The organism is Undibacterium sp. Ren11W (assembly GCF_049340485.1).
GTDB lineage: Bacteria > Pseudomonadota > Gammaproteobacteria > Burkholderiales > Burkholderiaceae_D > Undibacterium.
Window position 1 is genome coordinate 317,468 of the sequence record NZ_JBMPPB010000005.1, and the last position, 20,685, is coordinate 338,152.

The window sequence follows — 20,685 nt, forward strand, 5'->3', positions numbered from 1 at the left end:
TCATGACTGTATTTGTAAAAAATATTATTTTAATGGTGGCAATGCTGTTGGCTGCTGGGCTAACAGTTATGTTGCGCCCTACGGCCAGTTTGGCAGATGATCGCGGCCGGACCGATCTTGAGATGATGATGCCAAAAGTTATTGGTGAATGGCAGGAACAGCCTAATTTGAGTTCTGTCGTGATTAATCCTGAACAAAAGCACATGTTGGAAACGCTTTATAGCGATACGCTGAGTCGAACTTACGTAAATTCCGAGGGTTATAAAATTATGCTGTCGATCGCTTATGGAAAGAATCAGAGGGATGGCATGGAGATGCACAAACCTGATATCTGCTACCCAGCGCAAGGTTTTGAAATTCTTAATAAAGATGTCGTCTCGTTTGAGCTTGGCGGTGGGAAAAAAATGATTAGGGCAAACCAAATGGTGACCAGAAATCGTGACCGTATGGAGCCGCTGATGTATTGGACCTTGGTTGGAACACAAATGTTTAATTCTCGGTTAGAGAAAAAATATTATGAGTTCACTTATGCAATGAGGAACAAAGTTGCCGATGGGATGCTCGTGAGAGTCTCGTCAATTGATGCGGATACGACGCATGCATTTGACATGCAAAGTCGCTTTGTCAAGCAGATGTATAACGTTACTTCAGGCAATACAAATGTACGTTTGTTTGGCGAGAGTAAGGACTGAACTGTGTTTTCACTAAAATTTCAGAAACACTCTCAATATATTTTTTCAAACTTAGAACTGGATTTTCCAGCTGATGCTTTGATTGGATCTAAGCGATGATGTCTGCGCTTTACCCTTCGCCGACCAAAACAAAGGGGGAGCCCATAGCCTGGGCATTAACCCTAGTTTTTTCAGCCATGTTATTGGGAAATAATTTATTTACAAAAGTCACACTCTTGCTTTGTTTGAGTTATTTCGGTTTTAAAAATATGAGAGTGATGCCAGAGATTTTTTCTGCCTTGCGCTTCAATCCCGGTTTAATGCTGTTTCAGTTATGGGCCGCGTCTAGTGTATTTTGGTCTGTGGTCCCAAAAGTCACGCGAGATATTGTCTTTGTACAGACTGCATTTTTTTGTCTTTGCGTTTTAATGGCACGCTACGCAATCGGTAAAGACTTGATAAAGAGTCTTAAGTTGGCTGCATTTTTCGTCATTACCGTAATTGTACTTTTTGCGCTCGCGTATCCAAAAAATGCGGTTAGCCCTAGTGGTTTTAAAGCATTTTATGTTAATAAAAACAATCTTGGTTTGGTGATGTCTGTCTGTTTGGTGATTATTTTGTATTCATCGAAGCTCAAGTGGCTTGACTATGGCTTTGCTACTATCGCATTTACACTTCTTTTGCTGAGCAGATCGAAAACTTCACTAGGCTTATTATTATTTATAGTCGTAATTTCTCTGCTACTTCATCTGTTAAAAAAACTACATGGCCAACTATCATCGTTTGCCAAAGGGATGTTGGCATTATGTGGAAGAGGCTTACTTGTGTGTGTCTATGGCTTCATAATTTTGATGGTTCTATACCGTGACACCATAGCTAGTTATCTCATTAAACTTTTACCATACGAGTTTCTCACCGGGAGAGGCGAACTGTGGGTAACAGTGCTAAAGCGCGCAGAAATTGATTTGCTTCATGGCTTGGGACCAGGGTCTTTTTGGGGGGCTGGACGGCTTTCCGAGATTGCGCAGACGTCACTTTTAACCAAATACCCTTTATGGATTGAAAAGTTGGGCTCTGCCGATGGTGGTTATATCGATTTAATTGGCGCGCTCGGTTTTGTCGGCTTAGCTATCCTATTTTGTACTTTTGTGAGTAATTACCGCCGGCTAATGATGATCGCCACAGCGCCAATATCTGGAATGCTGATTGCGTTAATTACCTTGTTTGTTTTTCATAATATTACCGAAACTACTGTTTACCACTCAACCAATTTTTTGTGGTTTTTGTACTTGTTTCTCAGTTTCTACCTGATTTTTTTTAGCAATATAAACATTGCAAAACAGGTCGCTGAAGTTGAGGTGCGCACAGAAATTCTGGCCCATCCTGAATTGCGTAGGTGCTATGAGTAAGGCTGGCGGGCAAGCCCGCAAATTCTTATTCCATTCGGCAGAGAACATTTCCGCATTATTATTTGGCCTGGTCGGTGCCGCCATGCTGGCTAGAGTATTTGGTCCTGAGAATTTGGGACGGCTCTCGCTAGTGCAGGCAGCATCAGGAATATTTGTCGCTTTCGCAACTCTAGGTCTGGACTATTTTATTATTCGAGATTTTGCACTCAATCGAAAAGATGGCGAACTGAAGGGAAGTATCTTATTCGCCCAGTCGCTAGGCTGGGTATTATATCTGTGTAGTCTTGCGATTTTTTTCTATGCGCGTGGTGAATTTTTTGATGAAATTTATCTCTTTTCCAGCGTTGCTGTCAGTACGTATTTTATGCGGGTGCTGTTCTTTAAATTGTATTTGCAGGCGATTAATGACGCTTATGGCCTAGCGGTTTCGGCCGTGGTGTCGCGAATTGTTGCCTTGCTGTTTTTAGTTGTCGGCACTGTTCTGCATTTTTCTTATGACCTGATGGTGTTTTATTTACCTTTGCAAGCGATCGTGCAGGCGGCAATGATGTTTTACGGCTATCGCCGTGCATGTCCGGAACCAGAAAAAATGCATGTTTCGGGTAAACGCGTACGAAGCCTGATGACTGAAGCGATGCCGGTTTTATTCTCTAGCATTTTGTATTTTGGATATAGTCAGGCAGATATTCTGGTGTTGTCACATTTTATGAGTGTTAAGGAAGTTGGTATTTACTCAGCGGCGATGCGCTTGGTTCCGCAAGCAGTTTTTCTCGGTCATGTGACGGTACTAACATTTTATGGCTTGCTCAGCGATAAATTTCAGGCAGATAAAGCATCCTTTTTCCAGTATGCGGTCAAAGTGGCCAGAATTCAATTTGCTATCGCCTTCGTGATGGCTGCGGCTACTGCACTATGCGCACCTTTGCTGATAACGCTACTTTATGGCAGTAAATTTGAAGGTAGTGCCGGGGTACTCGCTATTGGCGTATGGGTCTGGCTATTTGCATTGCCAGCCTGCCTGTTTTCGCGCCTTCTTGTGCTGGCAAGACTTGCCCGCTATGAACTAATAAAAGTGCTGATAGTGGCACCATTAAGTCTAGGCTTGAATATTTTTCTGATACCACGTTTTGGCTTTATCGCAGCAGCTTGTGTAGCGGTAGGTTCCAGTTTTTTAACCGATTTTTTTATTTACGGATTGTTTAAAGATACTCGCTTTATATTCCAGGTAGCGATAACTGCTGTCCGGACATTATTAATATCGCCGGTTGTTTCCCTTAGAGAATCTAGGGAATTGTTTCAGCATAAATCATGAAAAAAATAGTACTGTCTGTCATTATTCCAGCCTATAACGCGGCCGCTTATATCAAAGACTCTTTAGGGGCGTTGCTAGGGCAAATTGATGACAGAGTCGAGCTACTTGTCGTTGATGATGGTTCAACCGATTTTACTTCAAGTATCGTCAAAGAGTGCTTTTCTAGCTATCTAGAGCGGGGGACGCTAAGATTGTTTTCGCAAGAGAATCAGGGCGTGTCTGCCGCCCGTAATCTTGGTATTAGCCATGCTGCCGGTCAATTCGTGGGTTTTTTCGATGCAGATGATGTTGCCTTACCGGGATATTTCGAGAAAATATTTGGGGCACTTAAGTCAGGCGCCGACATTATTGAATTTGCCTATAAGACTTTCGTAAGTTCAACCGATGAACTGGCGCTTAATCCCATTTTTTATACCAACAAACAATTTGGCTTGCATCAGATGCCCGCGATAATCGATGGTGTCCATGCAATCGCACGCTGGTATCCATGTACCCGTGTTTTTAAGGCTAGTTTACTGACCGGTATACAGTTTCCTTTGGGGGTGCGTTTTTGTGAAGACATGATGACGATCCCATTGCTGTATGAAAAAGCGCAGACGGTCTTCAATTTATCAGATGCTCTTTATGGATATCGAACCAATCCATCTAGTGCTACTTTTAATGTAAAACCTGATTATATTTCTAACCTTGAGAAATTTTACAAAACTATCCCGAGGAATGGAATGCGTCGGCATGATTTTCTTAGGATCGCCGTCGCATATTCGGTATATAGCTGTCAGTTTAAATTAGCTGGACGCATGCTACTACCTAAGAATATGTCTTCAGATATGCGCAAACTGAGGTATTCATTTGCAGTCTATTTTGAAATAGAACCAAAAAAAATAGCGATGCTGTTATATCCAACAACCTTTAGTCTTATGAAGAGGATCAAAACTGTTTTCGGAAAAAGAAATGATGAATAATCGTCAACGTAGATGGAAACAATTGGATTTGTTTTTTAAGTATTCTTTTATTTTTTTTGGGGGATTTCTATTTTTCATACTAACCCCATTAGCCACGGCAGCGACTTCAGCTAGGTGCGAAAGTAATGCAGAGAGGTTAGCGATTTTGCTAAAACTCGATGATGTGGTAGCGGATGTCAGTTCGAGTGCTGGCGTGTCTAAAAAGTGGAGCGAAGTGGTCGAATTCTTGGAGTTAAATCATATTCCCGCTTCTTATGGCATTGTTGGCGAATCATTAGAGAGAGAGAACGTCGCATATTTTTCATGGCTCAAAAAGAGAGTGTCTAAAGGTGGGGAGTTTTGGAATCACGGTTATCGAAATCGTTTTACGGCTTACGAAACTGGGGTAATTAGCGAGTTCAACGGCGCATCGGCGGTCGATCAAGAAAAAGCGCTTATGAAAACACAGCAATTAGCCCGTCAACGATTGGGTATTGAATTGAAAGGCTTTGGTCCACATGCTAGTGCAGTCGATACAAATACGTATATCCAATTAGATAAAATCCCAGAGATTCGTTATGTGTGGTTTTACAAACCAGTGGATCAGCGGCGTCACAAAGCAAAACTTATTCAAAGAATTTTGGAAATAGAGACTCCTATTTTTCATCCAAATTTTGAAGTTTTTTCGAAAAATTTTGATAAACGAGACCGTAGTCTTACTTATCTTGCTTTACAAGCACATCCGAACGAATGGGATGAGCAAGGATTTATTACATTTAAAAAAATTATTTATTGGCTAAACCATGAAGGGGCAACTTTCTGTCTTCCCAGTGATTTCTTTAACTAAATGTTAATCGGTAATTTATTTCATATTCTGAAGGCAAAATATAGATGAAAGAAAGACGGTACTTAGCGACAAATTTTGGTGTTGTACGTGCTTTTGCTTTGCAAATCCGAAATCTGCTCATATCAACTAGATATTTGTATTTGACAAAAATATGTAAGATGAATTTGGCGCCAACGTGCCGGTTTTCGTTGAAGACAAATTTGGATATGACCAATCCACGTGGAATTCACATCGGAAATGAAACATACCTTGCTTTTGGTGTCGTGATATTCACTCATGATATGTGTCGTGAGTTTCATGCGGATACTTTTATTGGTGACAAATGTTTTATAGGAGCGAATTCAATTGTTATGCCAGGAGTGCGCATTGGTAATCAATGCATTATCGGGGCTGGATCGGTTGTTACAAATGATGTTCCTGATAATTCGATTGTGGCAGGAAATCCTGCCAAATTAATTAGATCCGGGATCAAGACAAAAGCATATGGAAAAATCGACGTCAGTTAATGGAAGATTTTTCTTTTTATGGACTGGCATTAATATGTGGCTCGTTCTTAATGAATTTATATAAACACAAGTTTAGATATTAAATGATAGTAGCTTTCAGAATTTCTAGTTTGGGCTTTGGCGGTGCCGAAAGGGTCTTCATCTCCGTCGCCGATTATTTGTTTCGGACGCATAAGGTCGAAATCCATTTTGTTGTTGATCGTGTGGGAACAGGAGAAACTGAGGAAGTGGTGCGAAACCATGGCTTTAAACTGTTAGGCTTAGAGTGCTCTCGAACGGCGCGGTCTATCGGACCACTAAAAAACTATATTGATGCTTTTCGCCCCGACGTGCTTATTTCGGCTTATACCGATACAAATATGGGCGCCCTCATCTCAAGCAAATTGGCGAAACATAAATGTTTGACGATCGTGAGCGAGCACGCCTCGCTAGATGAGCATTGGCAACATGCATCGTGGAAAAGACGATTGCTGCTCAATAACTATGTCGCTCTCGGTTATCGAATAGCGGATCACGTGCTGACGGTTTCAAAGGGAATTGCAGGGCAGATTACGCAGCGTATGCATCAACCAGAAAAAGTGAGTTGTATCTATAATCCAGTTCGATTTTCTGTAAAGGGCGATTCTTTAGGACTAGCCAACGATGAAACCTTGCGTGAGAAAAAAATCATATTGGCTGTTGGGCGAATTGCTAAACAAAAAGATTATTCAAATTTGTTACGTGCATTTAAATTGGTTTTAACCCGTCATGACGCTTTACTAGTGATTGTTGGAGGTGTGCATGAAATTGCCGAGAAAGAATTGTTAGACACGTATATCGCCTCCGCTGGACTAGCCTCAAAAATAGAATTTGTCGGTTACACCGATAAGGTCGAAACATACTATCGCAACGCGGATGTATTTGTACTTAGCTCGGCATGGGAAGGATTTGGGAATGTTTTGGTCGAGGCGCTGGCATTCGGTCTGCCTATTGTGAGTACCGATTGCAATTACGGCCCGGCTGAAATTTTAAGTAGTGAGAAGTATGGAATGTTGGTTCCTGTGGGGGATTCGATCGCAATGGCAGATGCTATTTGTCGTACATTCGACAGCCCGGTGCGGGACAAAGACTTATTGCGCCTGCGCTCAATGGAGTTCTCTGAAGATAGGATCGGTGCGCAATACTGGGATTTGATTACTAATTTGTTAGTGACGAGATGAGTTGAGTATCGAAATAGATGTCACTGCAACTGAGGTGGATTGAGTGTGAGAGTAAAGGCTGATAGATGTGAGCCGGCCGGTCTTATCGTTGAATGGAGCATGCGAAGTGTCGCCCTAGCCCTGATCCAAGATAGGGAGGGATATAAGGTTACCGAGTCGTTTTTTGAAAAGTGTCCCGAATGAAAATTCAATTTTTTTTGATTTCCTGTGTGTTGTTACTTGCAGCGCCCGTGTTTGCGCAGTCGCCTGATTGTCATGAAGTCGATCGAGTGAAAATGGCCAAGATGCTAGGAGCTCCGGATCTAGCTGGTGCGCTTTCTGTTGAGGCAGCTTCGTGCAATGACTTGTTACTAGGTGAGGGGGTTGGGTTTCGGCTTAGTAATGAAACTTCGCAAGTGTATGGCGGTACTCGCTCTGAGGTGGCGGTAGATTTTCCGTTTCTTGAAGGCGAGATAATTCGTTATACATGGGAAATGAAAATCCCGACGGACCTGAAGGGCGATGAACCCTTGAATCGGTGGTGGTTGCTTTCTCAGTGGCATGATCAGCCAGATCGTCGGATTAATGAGAAATGGGACGGGTTTCCCGTGCGCTCACCTCCGGTCGCAATCTTCATGGAAATACATAATGGCAGCCCGGGGATCGGTGTGATTATGAATGGACGGGACAAACGCTCATGGCATAAAGTGGCGCTCGGGGTCTGGCTGAAAGTGTCTATGACATTGCATTGGAGTACTAAAGATGATGGCGAGGCGGAGTTTCATATTGCCGGATATCCTGAGTTCGATCTTAAGGTGAAAGGCGGAAATATGCACAACAGCTATCAGCATTATCTTAAATTCGGACAGTATCGTCATTCGAAAATAAAAACTGACAGCATCATATATTTTAAAAAATTGTCTATAGAAAAAATTGCATCTGGATCGGGCTCCACAAGTGAGCGACGAGTGCCAAATAAGAATACGCTCGAAAAAAATGCACTGAAAGAAAATAATTAGATGAAGTCAAAAATTGCCTTAATGGTTTGTACCCAGTCGCGTGGCGGTATGCGCTCGGTGGTTGATGCTTACGAACGTGACGGGGTATTTCAACGATGGTGTTTTGAGTCGCTCTGGACGCATTGCGCTGGTAGCGCAGGAGCACGTGTTCGTATCGCCGCGTCGGCTTATTGCCATTTATTGTCGTTATTGATACGTCGCAAGATTTCGTTTTTACACATCCATGCGGCGATGCGGGGCAGTTTTTGGCGCAAGTCATTGATAGCTGAAACCGCACGTTGCTTTGGCGTGCCGTCGATCATTCATTTACATGGTTCTGACACAAGTACCTTTCATGGGACTATGCCGGTGCTGCGTCATCGTGCGGTCAGACGTTCGCTTGAAAAAGCGGCGGCAGTGGTCGTTCTCTCAGAGTCGTGGCGAGAGTTCGTCCTTCAGGTGGCTCCGCGGGCTCGTATCACGGTACTTAATAATTATGTGCTATTGCCGACTTTGACATTAGATAAGACTGATCATGAAATATTTTCACTTTTATTTCTGGGTGTAATTACACAAAGAAAAGGCATTTTCGATTTGCTCGAATGTTGGCCAGCGGTGCTTGCGAAGATTCCAGGTGCCCGCCTTTCTGTTGGTGGAACTGGTGATATGGATGAAGCAAAAGCGCTAGTAGAGAAACTTGGTATTGCTGAAACTGTTAAGTTCTTAGGCTGGGTTGATGGAGATCATAAACTCGATTTATTGAAACAAGCCGACGCCCTTGTGTTGCCTTCATATAACGAAGGCTTGCCAATGAGTGTTTTGGAGGCGATGTCTTGGGGTAAGCCCGTCGTAACTACGCGCGTTGGGGGTATTCCCGAATTGATCTGTGATGGTGAGAGTGGATTGTTGGTTGATGCAGGTGACCAGTCGCAGCTTGCAAACGCATTAATAAAGCTGGGAAGTGATGCTCACTTTCGGCAATTAATTGGAGCTTCTGGCCGTGCCCGGATCGAGCACGAATACTCTGATGTTGCGGTGTTGCCGCGTCTTGAGGCCATTTACCAAAATCTATCGACACCGATTATGAAGGCGAAGTAGGTTCAGTCGCTTTTTGATCTTGAAGGTTGATGAAAATATAAACCTGATCATAGTTCGTGAGCGCATTTTGTTTTTTAACTTTTTGAAAATCGATTTTCATTCTTTTAAATGTATGAATAGGAATAATTTATGAAACTGATATATCTGGTCGCTGGTGCTCGACCTAATTTTATGAAAATCGCACCTATCGTGCGCGCTTTGCAGGCACATGGTGGTTTGGGCTTTAAAATTATTCATACGGGGCAGCACTACGACCGTGAAATGAACGATGTGTTTTTTGAAGAATTGGGCATCCCTGAACCGGATATTTTTATGGCAGCCGGTGGCGGTAGCCATGCGGAACAAACGGCCAAGATCATGGTTGCGTTTGAGACTTTGTGCCAGACCGAACGGCCGGATGCGGTCCTAGTGGTGGGCGACGTTAATTCGACATTGGCATGTTCTATCGTCGCTAAAAAATTAAACATCCCCGTCGCGCACGTAGAGGCGGGTTTGCGTAGTGGTGACATGAGCATGCCGGAAGAGATTAACCGTCTGGTAACCGATAGTATCTCTGATTGGTTTTTTGTGACTGAACCAAGCGCAGTGACGCATTTGCGGCGTGAAGGTAAAGCGGAATCGGCGATCCATTATGTTGGCCATGTGATGGTCGACAATGCTTTATATCAGGCTGAGAAATTGAGCAATGCCGATACCTCTGAGTATGAGACTAGCGCATTTAAGGCCGCACATACGCAAAATGGCGCACGTTATGGCGTGGTAACTCTGCACCGCCCAAGCAACGTCGATGATGCTGCGATGATGACCCGTATTGCGGCGGCTTTGAAACAGATCGCCACCGAGTTGCCATTGATTTTCCCTGTACATCCGCGCACCAGAGGCAACCTAGATAAGTTCGGCATCGATCTTGGTCCCAACGTCACTTTAGTCGGGCCACAGGCATACATGGCTTTTCTTAACTTGTGGAAAGACGCTGCGGTTGTGCTGACCGATAGCGGTGGCCTGCAGGAAGAGACCACAGCACTCGGCGTGCCATGCATCACGATACGCGAGAACACCGAGCGTCCTGTAACTGTAGATGAGGGATCGAATGTGTTAGTTGGTACCGACCCGGTGCGTATTGTCGCTGAGGTGAACAAAGTCTTGCGTGGCGAAGGTAAGCAAGGACGCAGGCCGCACCTGTGGGATGGCAAGGCGGCGGTACGCATCGTTGAGATTTTAGCGAAGGAATTAGCATGAGCCAGGGCGATGCAGGCAACCAACTGAATCAACGCATAGAGATGATGGGCTGCCAGATCGACAATTTGTCTATGGAAGAAACCCTGGTTAAAGTGGAAGGATTCATCAAATCTGGCCTGCCGCATCAGCATGTTGTCGTCAACGTGGATAAATTGGTGAAGGCAAATCACGATCCTGAGCTGCGTCGTATTATTAACGAATGTGCCTTGATCAATGTGGATGGCATGCCAGTCGTGTGGGCTTCGCGTTTGTTAGGAAAACGTTTAAAAGAGCGCGTTGCCGGTGTAGATCTGTTTGAAGCGCTGATGCAGCGTTCTGCCAGCAAAGGATGGCGTGTGTATCTGTTGGGCGCACGCGAGGAAGTTGTTTCCGGCGTAAAGCAGGTATATGAAAAAAAATACCCCGGATTAACTATTGCTGGCTACCGCAACGGCTATTGGAAGCCGGAAGAAGAGGCTGGTGTGGTTGAACAAATCAAAGAAGCAAAGGCAGATTTGTTATTTGTAGCGATTAGCTCCCCGAAGAAGGAGCATTTCTTGGGCCAATATCAGGCGCAGATGAAGATCCCTTTTGCCATGGGTGTCGGCGGTACTTTTGACGTGGCGGTTGGACGTGTTAAGCGTGCACCAGTGTGGATGCAAAAGTCAGGACTAGAGTGGTTCTACCGGTTTTTACAAGAGCCACGCCGCATGTTCAGACGCTATTTTATCGAGGATATGGGCTTCTTCTGGCTACTTTTAAAAGAAGTAAGTCGTCGTTAAATTTATTTAAACGAATAGCCTTTTTTTACCAAGCAATTTACCCTTTTTGTTTGAAAGTTTTTCATGACTACTATTGCAGTTCTCGGCCTCGGTTATGTAGGCCTCCCACTGGTTGTTGAGTTCGGCAAACACACCCGCACCATTGGTTTTGATATCGCGCTCAATAAGGTGGAGTCTTGCCAGCGTGGCGTGGATCCTTCGCGCGAATTATCTGATGAACAGTTACAAGCGTCAGTGCATGCTGAGTACACTGCTGACCCCACTATGCTGGGTCAGGCTGACATCATAATTGTGGCGGTTCCGACCCCAGTGCGCGAGGCGAATATCCCCGATTTTTCTCCTTTGATCGGTGCCAGCAGTTTTGTCGCCAAGCACATGAAAAAGGGCGCAACCGTGGTGTATGAATCTACCGTCTATCCCGGCGCAACTGAAGAAGTGTGCATCCCTGTGCTGGAGCGCGAATCTGGTTATAAATGGAAAGAAGATTTTTTCGTCGGGTATTCACCAGAGCGTATTAATCCGGGTGATCGTGAACATACTTTAACCACCATCGTCAAGGTAGTTTCAGGCGACACGCCAGAGACCTTGGAGAAGGTCGCCAGTATGTACGAATTGATCGTTAAACCTGGTGTGCATCGCTGCTCTAGCATCATGGCGGCAGAGGCTTGCAAGGTGATCGAGAATACTCAGCGCGATCTGAATATCGCTTTGATGAATGAACTGGCGATCATCTTCGATAAGATCGGCATTGATACTTCCGAGGTGTTGAAGGCGGCCGGTACTAAGTGGAACTTTCTTAAGTTTAGCCCGGGTTTGGTGGGCGGACATTGCATTGGTATTGACCCGTATTATTTGACGCATAAAGCGCAGATGCTGGGCTACCATCCTCAGGTGATTCTGGCTGGCCGCCGCATTAATGACGGCATGGCAAAATACATAGCCGAACAAACCGTCAAAAACATGATAGCTGCCGGCAGCTATATTAAGGATGCTAGAGTGATCGTGCTGGGGCTGACCTTTAAAGAAAACTGCGCTGATCTGCGTAATTCTAAAGTGGCCGATGTGATCGCTGAGCTTAAGACCTACGGGGTTGAGGTATTCACGCATGATCCGCATGCCGATGCAGAAGAAGCGATGCACGAATATGGCGTAAAGCTGTATGCATGGGATGAATTGCCACGCGCCGATGCGATTGTAGCGGCTGTACCGCACCGTGATTTGCTGGCTTTGCAGGGCGAAGATTTCCAGAAAAAACTGATCAAGGGCGGTTGCTTTATCGACGTTAAAGCTTGTTTTAATACCGATGGTCTGGAGCAGGCTGGCGTTAAAATCTGGCGCTTGTAATCGAGCCATATATGGCTTATTCGTGGGCGTTGTTTTGCTAGATAATAATTAGTTCGATATGAGGTGAATAAAATGAAAATATTAGTAACTGGCGGCGCTGGCTATATCGGCTCGCACACTTGTATCGAACTAGTCAGCGCCGGGCATGAGGTGGTGATTGTTGATAATCTCTGCAATAGCAAACTCTCGGTGCTGCGCCGTATTGAGAAAATCGCCGGTAAGGCTTTCGCCTGTGCGCAGGTCGATGTGCGCGATCAAGAGAATCTGGAGACGGTATTTGCCGAGCATAAGCCCGATGCCGTGATCCATTTCGCTGGTTTAAAAGCGGTTGGTGAATCGGTGCAGCAGCCACTGCAGTATTACGATAATAATGTCACCGGTAGCCTGGTGCTGTTTCGTGTTATGGCTAAATTCGGCGTGAAGACGCTGGTGTTTAGCTCGTCGGCCACGGTGTATGGCGATCCGGCGACGGTGCCTATTTTAGAAAATTTCCCGTTATCGGCGACCAATCCGTATGGCCGCAGCAAGCTGATGGTAGAAGAGATGCTGCGTGACGTGGCGCTGGCCGATCCTAGCTGGAGCATTGCCTTGCTGCGCTACTTTAATCCGGTCGGTGCGCATGAGAGCGGCTTGATCGGTGAAGAGCCTAATGGCATCCCGAATAATTTGTTGCCGTATGTGGCGCAAGTGGCGGGCGGTCTGCGCGAATTTTTGTCGGTGTATGGCGATGATTATCCAACGGCAGATGGCACAGGCATGCGCGACTATATCCATGTGGTGGATCTGGCGATAGGCCATGTGAAGACCCTGGCGAAATTGACGCAACAACCTGGTGTACTGACCTACAACTTAGGCACCGGGCGTGGCAATAGTGTGTTGGAGATGGTACGCGCCTTTGAAAAGGCAAGCGGCAAAGCGGTGCCATATAAAATCGTGGCCCGTCGCCCCGGCGACATCGCTGCTTGCTACGCCAACCCGGCTTTGGCCGAGCAAGAACTGGGCTGGCGCGCCGAGAAAAACCTGGAACAAATGTGCGTGGACACCTGGCGCTGGCAGTCGTCGCCTAAAGAGTAAAGAGTGAAATGTAATAGTTGCAACTTGTATTGGTATTGAAATATTTTTGCTGTATTTTGTTGGACTGGGCGAAGTGCATACTCGATTGCGCACAGCCGATGCGCTTGCTCAGGGGGCATGCCCGGAGACGCAGTATCCATGCGGGTGTTGGCGGCATCTGCCCTGAAACCCGCATGGCTATTGCTCAATCGGCCGGTGCACTTGTGAATTTTAGTAACATCGTTTCGAAGATGCCGGTCAAAAAAAACGCAGCGCCCTTTTATGTCATGCGGCAATTGAGGCACTGCGCTCTGTGTTTTGGGCCTACGTCTAGTGTTTTTACAATGGCTAGGCCCAGATGGAACTTCGGGGTAAAGTGCGAAATTAATGCAAGCATCGCCCTTTAGCGCATAGCCCATGCGCTTGTTCAGGTGGCATGCTCGGAGACGCAGTATCCGTGCGGCTGCTGGCGCTGCATGGCCTGAAACCCGCATGGGCTATGTGCATTGGGCCAGGCTGTTTTGAAAAGTAATTTTAAATTTACCGGCTGATCTCCCGCCAGTAAAGCGCTACTAGATTTTAAGGATGATGATGAAAGCAATGATTTTGGCGGCAGGTAAGGGTACTCGCGTTCGACCCCTGACTTACGATCTGCCTAAGCCTATGATCCCTATTTTGGGTAAGCCGGTGATGGCATATCTGATCGAACATTTAGCCAAGTATGGCGTGCGCGATATCATGGTCAATGTCAGCTATCTGCACGAGAAAATAGAAGAATATTTTGCAGATGGTCACCAGTTTGGAGTGCAGATTGGCTACTCGTTTGAGGGCTATACCAATGACGAGGGCGAGGTCGTGCCTGAGCCTTTAGGATCCGCCGGCGGCATGAAAAAAATCCAAGAGTTTGGCGGCTTCTTTGATGAGACCACCATCGTCATGTGTGGCGATGCGGTGATCGATCTGGATATCCAGTCGGCCTTGTTCGAACATAAGCGCAAGGGCGCTCTGGCCAGTATTATCACGAAAGAAGTACCTTGGGATAAGGTTTCGGACTACGGTGTGGTGGTGACAGACAAGGATGGCCGGATTCAGGCTTTCCAGGAAAAACCGCAGCAGGATCAGGCTCTGTCCAATCATGCTAGTACTGGTATCTATATTTTTGAGCCAGCCGTGCTCGATCTGATTCCGGCCGATACGGTGTTTGATATCGGGTCGCAACTTTTCCCTTTGTTGGTAGAAAAAGGTATACCGTTTTTTGCGCAAAATCGCACGTTTAACTGGATCGATATCGGTAGCGTGAAAGATTTTTGGTCGGTCTCTCAAAGCATGATGAGCGGCGGTTTGGCCAATATGACTATCCCCGGAGTACAAATCGACGATGGTATTTGGGTCGGCCTGAATACTCGCATTGATTGGGAAGGTACCGTCATCGAAGGCCCGGTCTACATCGGTGCGGGAACGCATATCGAGGCCGGTTGCAAGATCGTCGGCCCGACCTGGATAGGGCATGGCAGCCATATCTGTGCTGGTGCCCAGATCGTGCGTAGCGTGTTGTTTGAATACACGCGGATCTCGGACAATGCACATTTGGATGAAAAAATCGTCTTTAAAGAATATAGTGTAGACCGTAGCGGCACGATGGTGCATCTGTCTGAGCTGGTGAATAAGAAGTGGGGCAATGCGCGCGACCGCCGGCTTACTCCACGCGCAGAAACAGCCGATGAGTTAGTGAAAGCAACTTAACGATGGCGAAATAGGGCGTATGAACATGAAGATATATCCGGTAATTCTCTCTGGTGGTTCTGGTACCCGCTTATGGCCTTTATCACGTGCAGCCTTGCCGAAGCAGTTGCTGGCTCTGGTGGGCGAGCGGAGCATGTTGCAAGAAACTGCTTTGCGACTGGAGAATTTCCTGCAGATGATGCCACCGCTACTGGTGTGCGGTAACGAGCATCGCTTCATGATCGCCGAGCAAATGCGTGAAATCGGTATTGCGCCTATCGGCATCATGTTAGAACCAGAAGGGCGCAATACCGCTCCTGCAGTGGCCGCTGCGGCGCATTATTTACTGGCGATAGATCCGCAGGCTGTGATGCTGGTGCTGCCGGCTGATCATGTGATTACTGATGTGCCAGCTTTTCATGCGGCGATCTCCCGTGCCGCTGCTGCTGTCGATACTGGTGCTCTGGCTACTTTCGGCATCGTGCCATTTGGCCCTGAGACCGGCTATGGCTACATCCGCCGTGGCGATGCATTGGCAAGTGCGCAAGGCTGTTTTAGCGTGGCGCGTTTTGTCGAAAAACCTGATCTGGCAACCGCACAATCATTTATCGCTGAAGGCAGTTATCTCTGGAATAGCGGCATGTTTTTATTCAGCGCAGCCCGTTATCTGGATGAATTGGGCAGCTTGCGCCCGGATATCGCTGCTTGTTCGAAAAAAGCGGTTGAAGACGGTTACCGTGATCTGGATTTTTGTCGTTTGCACGAAGCCTCGTTTGCTGCCTGCCCCTCCGAGTCTATCGATTACGCCGTAATGGAGCATACCAAGCATGCGGTCGTGGTGCCTGCCGACATAGGCTGGAGCGATGTCGGCTCATGGTCGGCCTTATGGGAAGTGCAGGCCGCCGACGCACAAGGCAATGTGCTGCGCGGCGACGTCTATCTTGACGATGTCAGCAATTCTTTGGTGCGCGCCGAAAGTCGTATGGTGGCAGTGATAGGGCTGAGTGATCTGGTGGTGGTAGAAACTAAGGATGCGGTCTTGGTGGCGCATAAGGATGATGTGCAAAAGGTGAAACAGATCGTTGATCATCTGAAGAAAAACAAACGCAGCGAACATATCAACCACACCAAGGTGTACCGACCTTGGGGCTGTTACGAAGGCATTGATGTTGGTGACCGGTTTCAGGTAAAGCGGATTACGGTGAACCCAGGCCAGATCTTGTCGCTACAGATGCATCATCACCGTGCCGAGCATTGGGTGGTCGTCAGTGGTACCGCACGTGTTACCTGTGGTGATGTGGTGAAATTGCTCACCGAAAATGAGTCGACGTATATCCCCATCGGCCAGACACATCGACTGGAGAATCCGGGCAAACTACCTTTGCATTTAATCGAGGTGCAGTCCGGTAGCTATCTGGGTGAGGATGATATTGTACGTTTTGAAGATATCTATAAACGCAATTAATTTACACATGGCAAGTCCACTGCGATCGGTGACTTCGTAAGGTTATCTTTTAAAAACACGCTTTAGCAAAAGCGTGTTTTTTTTGAAAAAAAGGTTTTTATGTCATCATGCAGACATAAATTACTCGTAAGCTAAATTACATCGAAACAGAGAATTAGCGCTGAATCAGTTAGCTGGTGCCGATGTTGATGAGTGTAGTAATAAACAAACGGATTAATTAATTTTTAGATATTATTTTTATTCCCTGAGTTTAATTTTCTTCTGAAAAGTCTTATTTTTTTGTGCGCTGCAAAAATGGCTTAAGGTATTGATTTATTGGTAAAATTTGACAAAAAAATTTCCACAAAGAATTTTTTTTCAAGAAATCGTAAAAAGCAAGAGAATTATTCGGTAAACTTGCTACTCTGAAAATACGATAATTTATTCGCATGATAGTATGCGTTTGGGTATTTTTATTACGTTAATTAATTGTTAATTAATTGACTGTTCAAAATGATCAATTTGAACTCGCACATATGTGTGGCTCACCGTCCACCTTTTAAGAGAGTTATATCAATGTTTCAATTAATTAAATCAACTGTATCCCTGGCTCCTAAATTTCTGGGCGCTATGTCTCTTGTTGCCGGTTTGTCGATCTCTGCCGCTGCGAATGCTAGCGTGATCAAATTAACCGTAGCTGAAAATGATTCGAGCAGCTTCAGCTTCGGCAATTCTTATTCCAAGTCAGGAAATTTTTCCGACACATTTAGTTTTTCTTTCGGCGGTACAAGCGACCTGTCATTTAGCCTGATCTCTTTTCCTAAGACCGCTAAGAAAGATATTTCTGGTCTGTCGTTTGAGTTGTTCCATGATATCGCGGGAAAAAATTCACAATCGATGGGTTTCTTTGGTCAACCTAATACCTTGGTAATTGGTTCTTCTTCTGCTTTGGATCATGACTTCTTGAAAGTCGCTGCGGGTAATTACCATGTCGACATCAAAGGGAATGCATATGGCATTGGTGGCGGCACTTATGCTGGTAGCATGACCGTCTCTGCTGTTCCAGAACCAGAAACCTATGCAATGATGCTGGCTGGTTTGGGTTTGATCGCTGTAGTTAGCCGTCGCCGTAAAAATGTTGGACCATCTGCTTTTGCCGCTTAATAAAAGCGAAGCGAAAAAAATGAGGCTAGAAGAGCCTCATTTTTTTGAAAAATTTGTTATCAAATAAATAATTAACCATTCATTTGATTGACAAAAAAGGAGTGTTGCAAGAGGGGATGTTCCGTAGGGCAATGGCGTATTCATCGTCTTACATCTAGTAACACTTTATGGCTTTTTGGATAACTAAAAAGCTTAAAATAGTAGCAGTTGTACCGTGTTAATTGTTAATGCTGATTTTTGCTGATTTTTGGCGGATGGTGTTGAGGATTAATTGTTTAATAAATTTTTTAAGGTTGGACAATATGAGCGTATTTAATACCGTAGCATCTGCTACACCAAAACTACTGGGCACTTTGTCTCTGGTAGCGGGCTTGTCTATCTCTGCGGCTGCGCAAGCGGCACCAGTGATTGATCTTGGTACTTTGGCTGAGGGCACGACAACTTATACCGCGATTCATCAGAATAAATTTTCAGATGATTTCAAATTCACTTTAGGTAATGCAAGTGATTTGGGTACAAAAGCCGAGAACAAGAAAGTATCTTTCTTCGGTCTGTTTGATTTGGTTAACATCAAAAATCTGAGTTTTTCTCTGTATTCTGATGCTGCGCATACTCATCTGCTTGGCCTAGGTTTGGACAATTCTTTCAGTTCTTTGTCTGCAGGTAATTATTTCGCGAATATCTCTGGTAAAGCGAATGGCGCATTGTTCCATTCAGGCGAATATAAATTGTCACTAAATGTTGCTAGCCTGACTCCTCCAGTGCCAGAAGCTGAAACTTACGCAATGCTGTTAGCTGGCTTGGGCGTAATCGGTGCAATCAGCCGCCGTCGTCAAAAATCCGCATCTACTTTTTTGGCTTAATTGCTAATTAATAGCTGGCGGTAGTTGTTGTATTAAGAGGGCGCTGCGGCGCTCTTTTTTATTGAGCCAGTTTTAGTCTTGTATTTAAAAGCACGTTTCTCCCTTTCTGTTCAGCCCTGGTATTTTGGGCTTAGTCAATTTACTGATAAACTGCTCTCCCTTACAAAGTGACACTTATGTCGTCGCTTTCGCCAGTCGACGTTCCCTCCGCACAGTAGTTAAGTCATCGCTATGGGATCGACATTGTGCTCAGTGTTAGTAAATCAGGATTAAAGTGAAAAACCTCATATTTCCAGTTGCCAAAGCCAGCGGCACAATCAAGCCGTCCAGAAGAATATCTGTTGCCCCAATGATGGACTGGAGTGATAGGCATTGTCGTTTATTTCATCGACACATCAGTCGCCATACCTGGCTATATACCGAGATGGTAACGACTGGTTCTTTGTTGCACGGCGATGTAGCGCGTCAGCTTGATTTTAATCAGGAGGAGCATCCGGTTGCTCTGCAACTCGGCGGTAGTGATCCTGCAGAGTTGGCGCATAGCGCCAAGCTGGGTGAGCAGTGGGGCTACGACGAAATTAATCTTAATTGCGGCTGCCCCTCAGAGCGCGTGCAGAAAGGTTCATTTGGTGCTTGCCTGATGTCTGAGCCTACTTTGGTTGCCGATTGCGTCAAGGCGATGCGCGATGCTGTGAGTATTGATGTTACGGTCAAGCACCGTATCGGTATTGATGATGTGCAATCTTACGATTTTGTGCGTGATTTTGTCGGAACGGTGGCTGATGCCGGTTGTTCTACCTTTGTGGTGCATGCGCGTAATGCCATTTTAAAGGGATTTACTCCGAGAGAAAATCGTGAAATTCCACCGCTTAAATATGACTATGCCTACCAGTTAAAGAAGGATTTTCCGCAACTGGAAATTCTTATCAATGGCGGCATCAAAACGACAGCAGAAATTGATCTGCATTTACAACATGTCGATGGCGTGATGCTGGGACGTGAGGCCTATCACAACCCCTATTTGATGGCCAATTTTGATGCGCGTTATTATGGCGACGATAGTCCTGTCAAAACTCGGGAGGAAGTAATACGTGCAATGTTGCCGTATATTCGACAGCAGTTGATTGTGCATTATCGGGATGGGAGGGGCCTCAAGCTAAATGGCATTACCCGTCATATGCTGGGGTTAACCATGGGCATGGTAGGTGCACGCGCCTTTCGGCAAACCCTGTCAGATACCAAAAAATTAGCCTTAGGCAATCCTGATATTTTGCTGGACGCATTGTTACGCGTTGAACAATCTGCGCAGGATCACGAAATGCATTTGATCACGCACCCACCTCATCAAACTTTAAGCACTTAGCGTAAGCTATGATGAAACAAGTTAATCGTTTTATTCTTGCCGTAAGCAATTTGCTGTTTTCTATAACGCTACATGCAGAGGTCGTCGTCACCGAGGAATGGGCCAGAGCTACCGTACCTCAACAGAGGGCGACAGGCGCTTTCTTCAAGTACAAGCCAGCAATTGCGGGCGTCTTTTAAGCGTGCATACGAATGTTGCAGGAAGGGCAGAGATTCATGAAATGAAAATGGAAAATAATGTCAGAAAAATACATGCACTTGAACATCCCGAATTGAGGGCGGGTGAATGTTTCCATTCCAGTTAATTCGTAAATAAGTGTAAATGTGCTAACGATCAGGAGCTGCAAGCCATATACTGATCCTGTTTCATTGCACGACCCCTCATCTCGCTTTTGAAGTGAGTTCAGCCCACGACACGCATCGTGGGTTTTTTTTCACGGAAGAATGAGGGGACGTGCTCCAAAAGCAAGTAAAGTAGAAAGTGCTTGCCAAAAATCCCAGGCACTCGTATAATTTGTGTCTCAGTTGCAGTGCGATTGAGAGATTTCAGTGGTGGTCGTAGCTCAGTTGGTAGAGTCCAGGATTGTGATTCCTGTTGTCGTGGGTTCGAGCCCCATCGATCACCCCACAGAATATGTAGGAAAAACAAAGGGTTACAAGCTTAGGCTTGTAGCCTTTTTTGTTTTATTGTTGTCAGTTATTTTTTGTGTAGGCACTGTGTAGGTTTTTCACTCGTCGCTTCCCCCTCTATATCTTTCAAGCGTACTAACTTC

The 20,685-nt window shown here is 45.6% G+C and carries 19 protein-coding genes and 1 tRNA gene; all 20 read left to right on the forward strand.

All coding sequences use genetic code 11. From position 1 onward, the window contains the following. The first annotated feature begins 2 nt into the window (after positions 1–2). The 20 genes from epsI to ACO0K8_RS14050 all read left to right on the forward strand — a co-directional run bounded on the left by epsI (position 3) and on the right by ACO0K8_RS14050 (position 20,540). A complete protein-coding gene (gene epsI / locus ACO0K8_RS13955) occupies positions 3–692 on the forward strand; it encodes an exosortase-associated protein EpsI, B-type (RefSeq protein WP_422947260.1) in 690 nt (229 codons plus the stop codon). Between the two features lie 95 nt (positions 693–787). Then, a complete protein-coding gene (locus tag ACO0K8_RS13960) occupies positions 788–2,080 on the forward strand; it encodes an O-antigen ligase family protein (RefSeq protein WP_422947261.1) in 1,293 nt (430 codons plus the stop codon). Beyond that, positions 2,073–3,392, forward strand: a complete 1,320-nt coding sequence (locus ACO0K8_RS13965) for an oligosaccharide flippase family protein (RefSeq protein ID WP_422947262.1) — start codon at positions 2,073–2,075, stop codon at positions 3,390–3,392. Before ACO0K8_RS13960 ends, ACO0K8_RS13965 begins: the two co-directional genes overlap by 8 nt. Further along, positions 3,389–4,354, forward strand: a complete 966-nt coding sequence (locus ACO0K8_RS13970; protein WP_422947263.1) for a glycosyltransferase family 2 protein — start codon at positions 3,389–3,391, stop codon at positions 4,352–4,354. Before ACO0K8_RS13965 ends, ACO0K8_RS13970 begins: the two co-directional genes overlap by 4 nt. After that, the gene (locus ACO0K8_RS13975; protein WP_422947264.1) at positions 4,344–5,180 is read left to right on the forward strand and encodes a DUF2334 domain-containing protein; all 837 of its coding nucleotides are present in this window, start codon (positions 4,344–4,346) and stop codon (positions 5,178–5,180) included. Before ACO0K8_RS13970 ends, ACO0K8_RS13975 begins: the two co-directional genes overlap by 11 nt. Positions 5,181–5,386: 206 nt before the next feature. Next, the gene (locus ACO0K8_RS13980; protein WP_422947265.1) at positions 5,387–5,686 is read left to right on the forward strand and encodes an acyltransferase; all 300 of its coding nucleotides are present in this window, start codon (positions 5,387–5,389) and stop codon (positions 5,684–5,686) included. A gap of 83 nt (positions 5,687–5,769) precedes the next feature. Further along, positions 5,770–6,885 carry a glycosyltransferase gene (locus tag ACO0K8_RS13985; RefSeq protein WP_422947266.1) on the forward strand — a complete coding sequence of 372 codons (1,116 nt, stop codon included), beginning with the start codon at positions 5,770–5,772 and terminating at the stop codon, positions 6,883–6,885. A 179-nt stretch (positions 6,886–7,064) separates the two neighbouring features. Next, positions 7,065–7,883, forward strand: coding sequence for a heparin lyase I family protein (locus ACO0K8_RS13990; RefSeq protein ID WP_422947267.1), 819 nt, complete (start codon positions 7,065–7,067; stop codon positions 7,881–7,883). Beyond that, positions 7,884–8,960 (forward strand): glycosyltransferase family 4 protein, encoded by a 1,077-nt coding sequence (locus tag ACO0K8_RS13995; protein WP_422947268.1) that lies wholly within the window; start codon positions 7,884–7,886, stop codon positions 8,958–8,960. Positions 8,961–9,089: 129 nt separating this feature from the next. Then, positions 9,090–10,199, forward strand: coding sequence for a non-hydrolyzing UDP-N-acetylglucosamine 2-epimerase (gene wecB, locus ACO0K8_RS14000; RefSeq protein ID WP_422947269.1), 1,110 nt, complete (start codon positions 9,090–9,092; stop codon positions 10,197–10,199). Further along, complete coding sequence (locus ACO0K8_RS14005; protein WP_422947270.1) at positions 10,196–10,960, forward strand: WecB/TagA/CpsF family glycosyltransferase; 765 nt, start codon at positions 10,196–10,198, stop codon at positions 10,958–10,960. Before wecB ends, ACO0K8_RS14005 begins: the two co-directional genes overlap by 4 nt. A 63-nt stretch (positions 10,961–11,023) precedes the next feature. Then, positions 11,024–12,304: a nucleotide sugar dehydrogenase gene (locus ACO0K8_RS14010; protein WP_422947271.1), complete on the forward strand. Its 1,281-nt coding sequence runs from the start codon at positions 11,024–11,026 to the stop codon at positions 12,302–12,304. Positions 12,305–12,376: 72 nt separating this feature from the next. Beyond that, positions 12,377–13,378: a UDP-glucose 4-epimerase GalE gene (gene galE, locus ACO0K8_RS14015; RefSeq protein ID WP_422947272.1), complete on the forward strand. Its 1,002-nt coding sequence runs from the start codon at positions 12,377–12,379 to the stop codon at positions 13,376–13,378. 570 nt (positions 13,379–13,948) lie between these two features. Then, positions 13,949–15,100 carry a sugar phosphate nucleotidyltransferase gene (locus ACO0K8_RS14020; protein WP_422947273.1) on the forward strand — a complete coding sequence of 384 codons (1,152 nt, stop codon included), beginning with the start codon at positions 13,949–13,951 and terminating at the stop codon, positions 15,098–15,100. A gap of 25 nt (positions 15,101–15,125) precedes the next feature. Then, positions 15,126–16,544 (forward strand): mannose-1-phosphate guanylyltransferase/mannose-6-phosphate isomerase, encoded by a 1,419-nt coding sequence (locus ACO0K8_RS14025; protein ID WP_422947315.1) that lies wholly within the window; start codon positions 15,126–15,128, stop codon positions 16,542–16,544. 555 nt (positions 16,545–17,099) lie between these two features. Next, on the forward strand, positions 17,100–17,687 hold the full coding sequence (locus tag ACO0K8_RS14030; protein ID WP_422947274.1) for an FxDxF family PEP-CTERM protein: 588 nt from the start codon (positions 17,100–17,102) through the stop codon (positions 17,685–17,687). A 302-nt stretch (positions 17,688–17,989) separates the two neighbouring features. Next, a complete protein-coding gene (locus tag ACO0K8_RS14035; RefSeq protein ID WP_422947275.1) occupies positions 17,990–18,550 on the forward strand; it encodes an FxDxF family PEP-CTERM protein in 561 nt (186 codons plus the stop codon). Between the two features lie 316 nt (positions 18,551–18,866). Further along, positions 18,867–19,913: a tRNA dihydrouridine(20/20a) synthase DusA gene (gene dusA, locus ACO0K8_RS14040; protein ID WP_422947316.1), complete on the forward strand. Its 1,047-nt coding sequence runs from the start codon at positions 18,867–18,869 to the stop codon at positions 19,911–19,913. 8 nt (positions 19,914–19,921) lie between these two features. Next, a complete protein-coding gene (locus tag ACO0K8_RS14045) occupies positions 19,922–20,092 on the forward strand; it encodes a hypothetical protein (protein WP_422947276.1) in 171 nt (56 codons plus the stop codon). A gap of 372 nt (positions 20,093–20,464) precedes the next feature. After that, positions 20,465–20,540 (forward strand) — tRNA-His (locus ACO0K8_RS14050). The last annotated feature ends 145 nt before the right edge of the window (positions 20,541–20,685 follow it).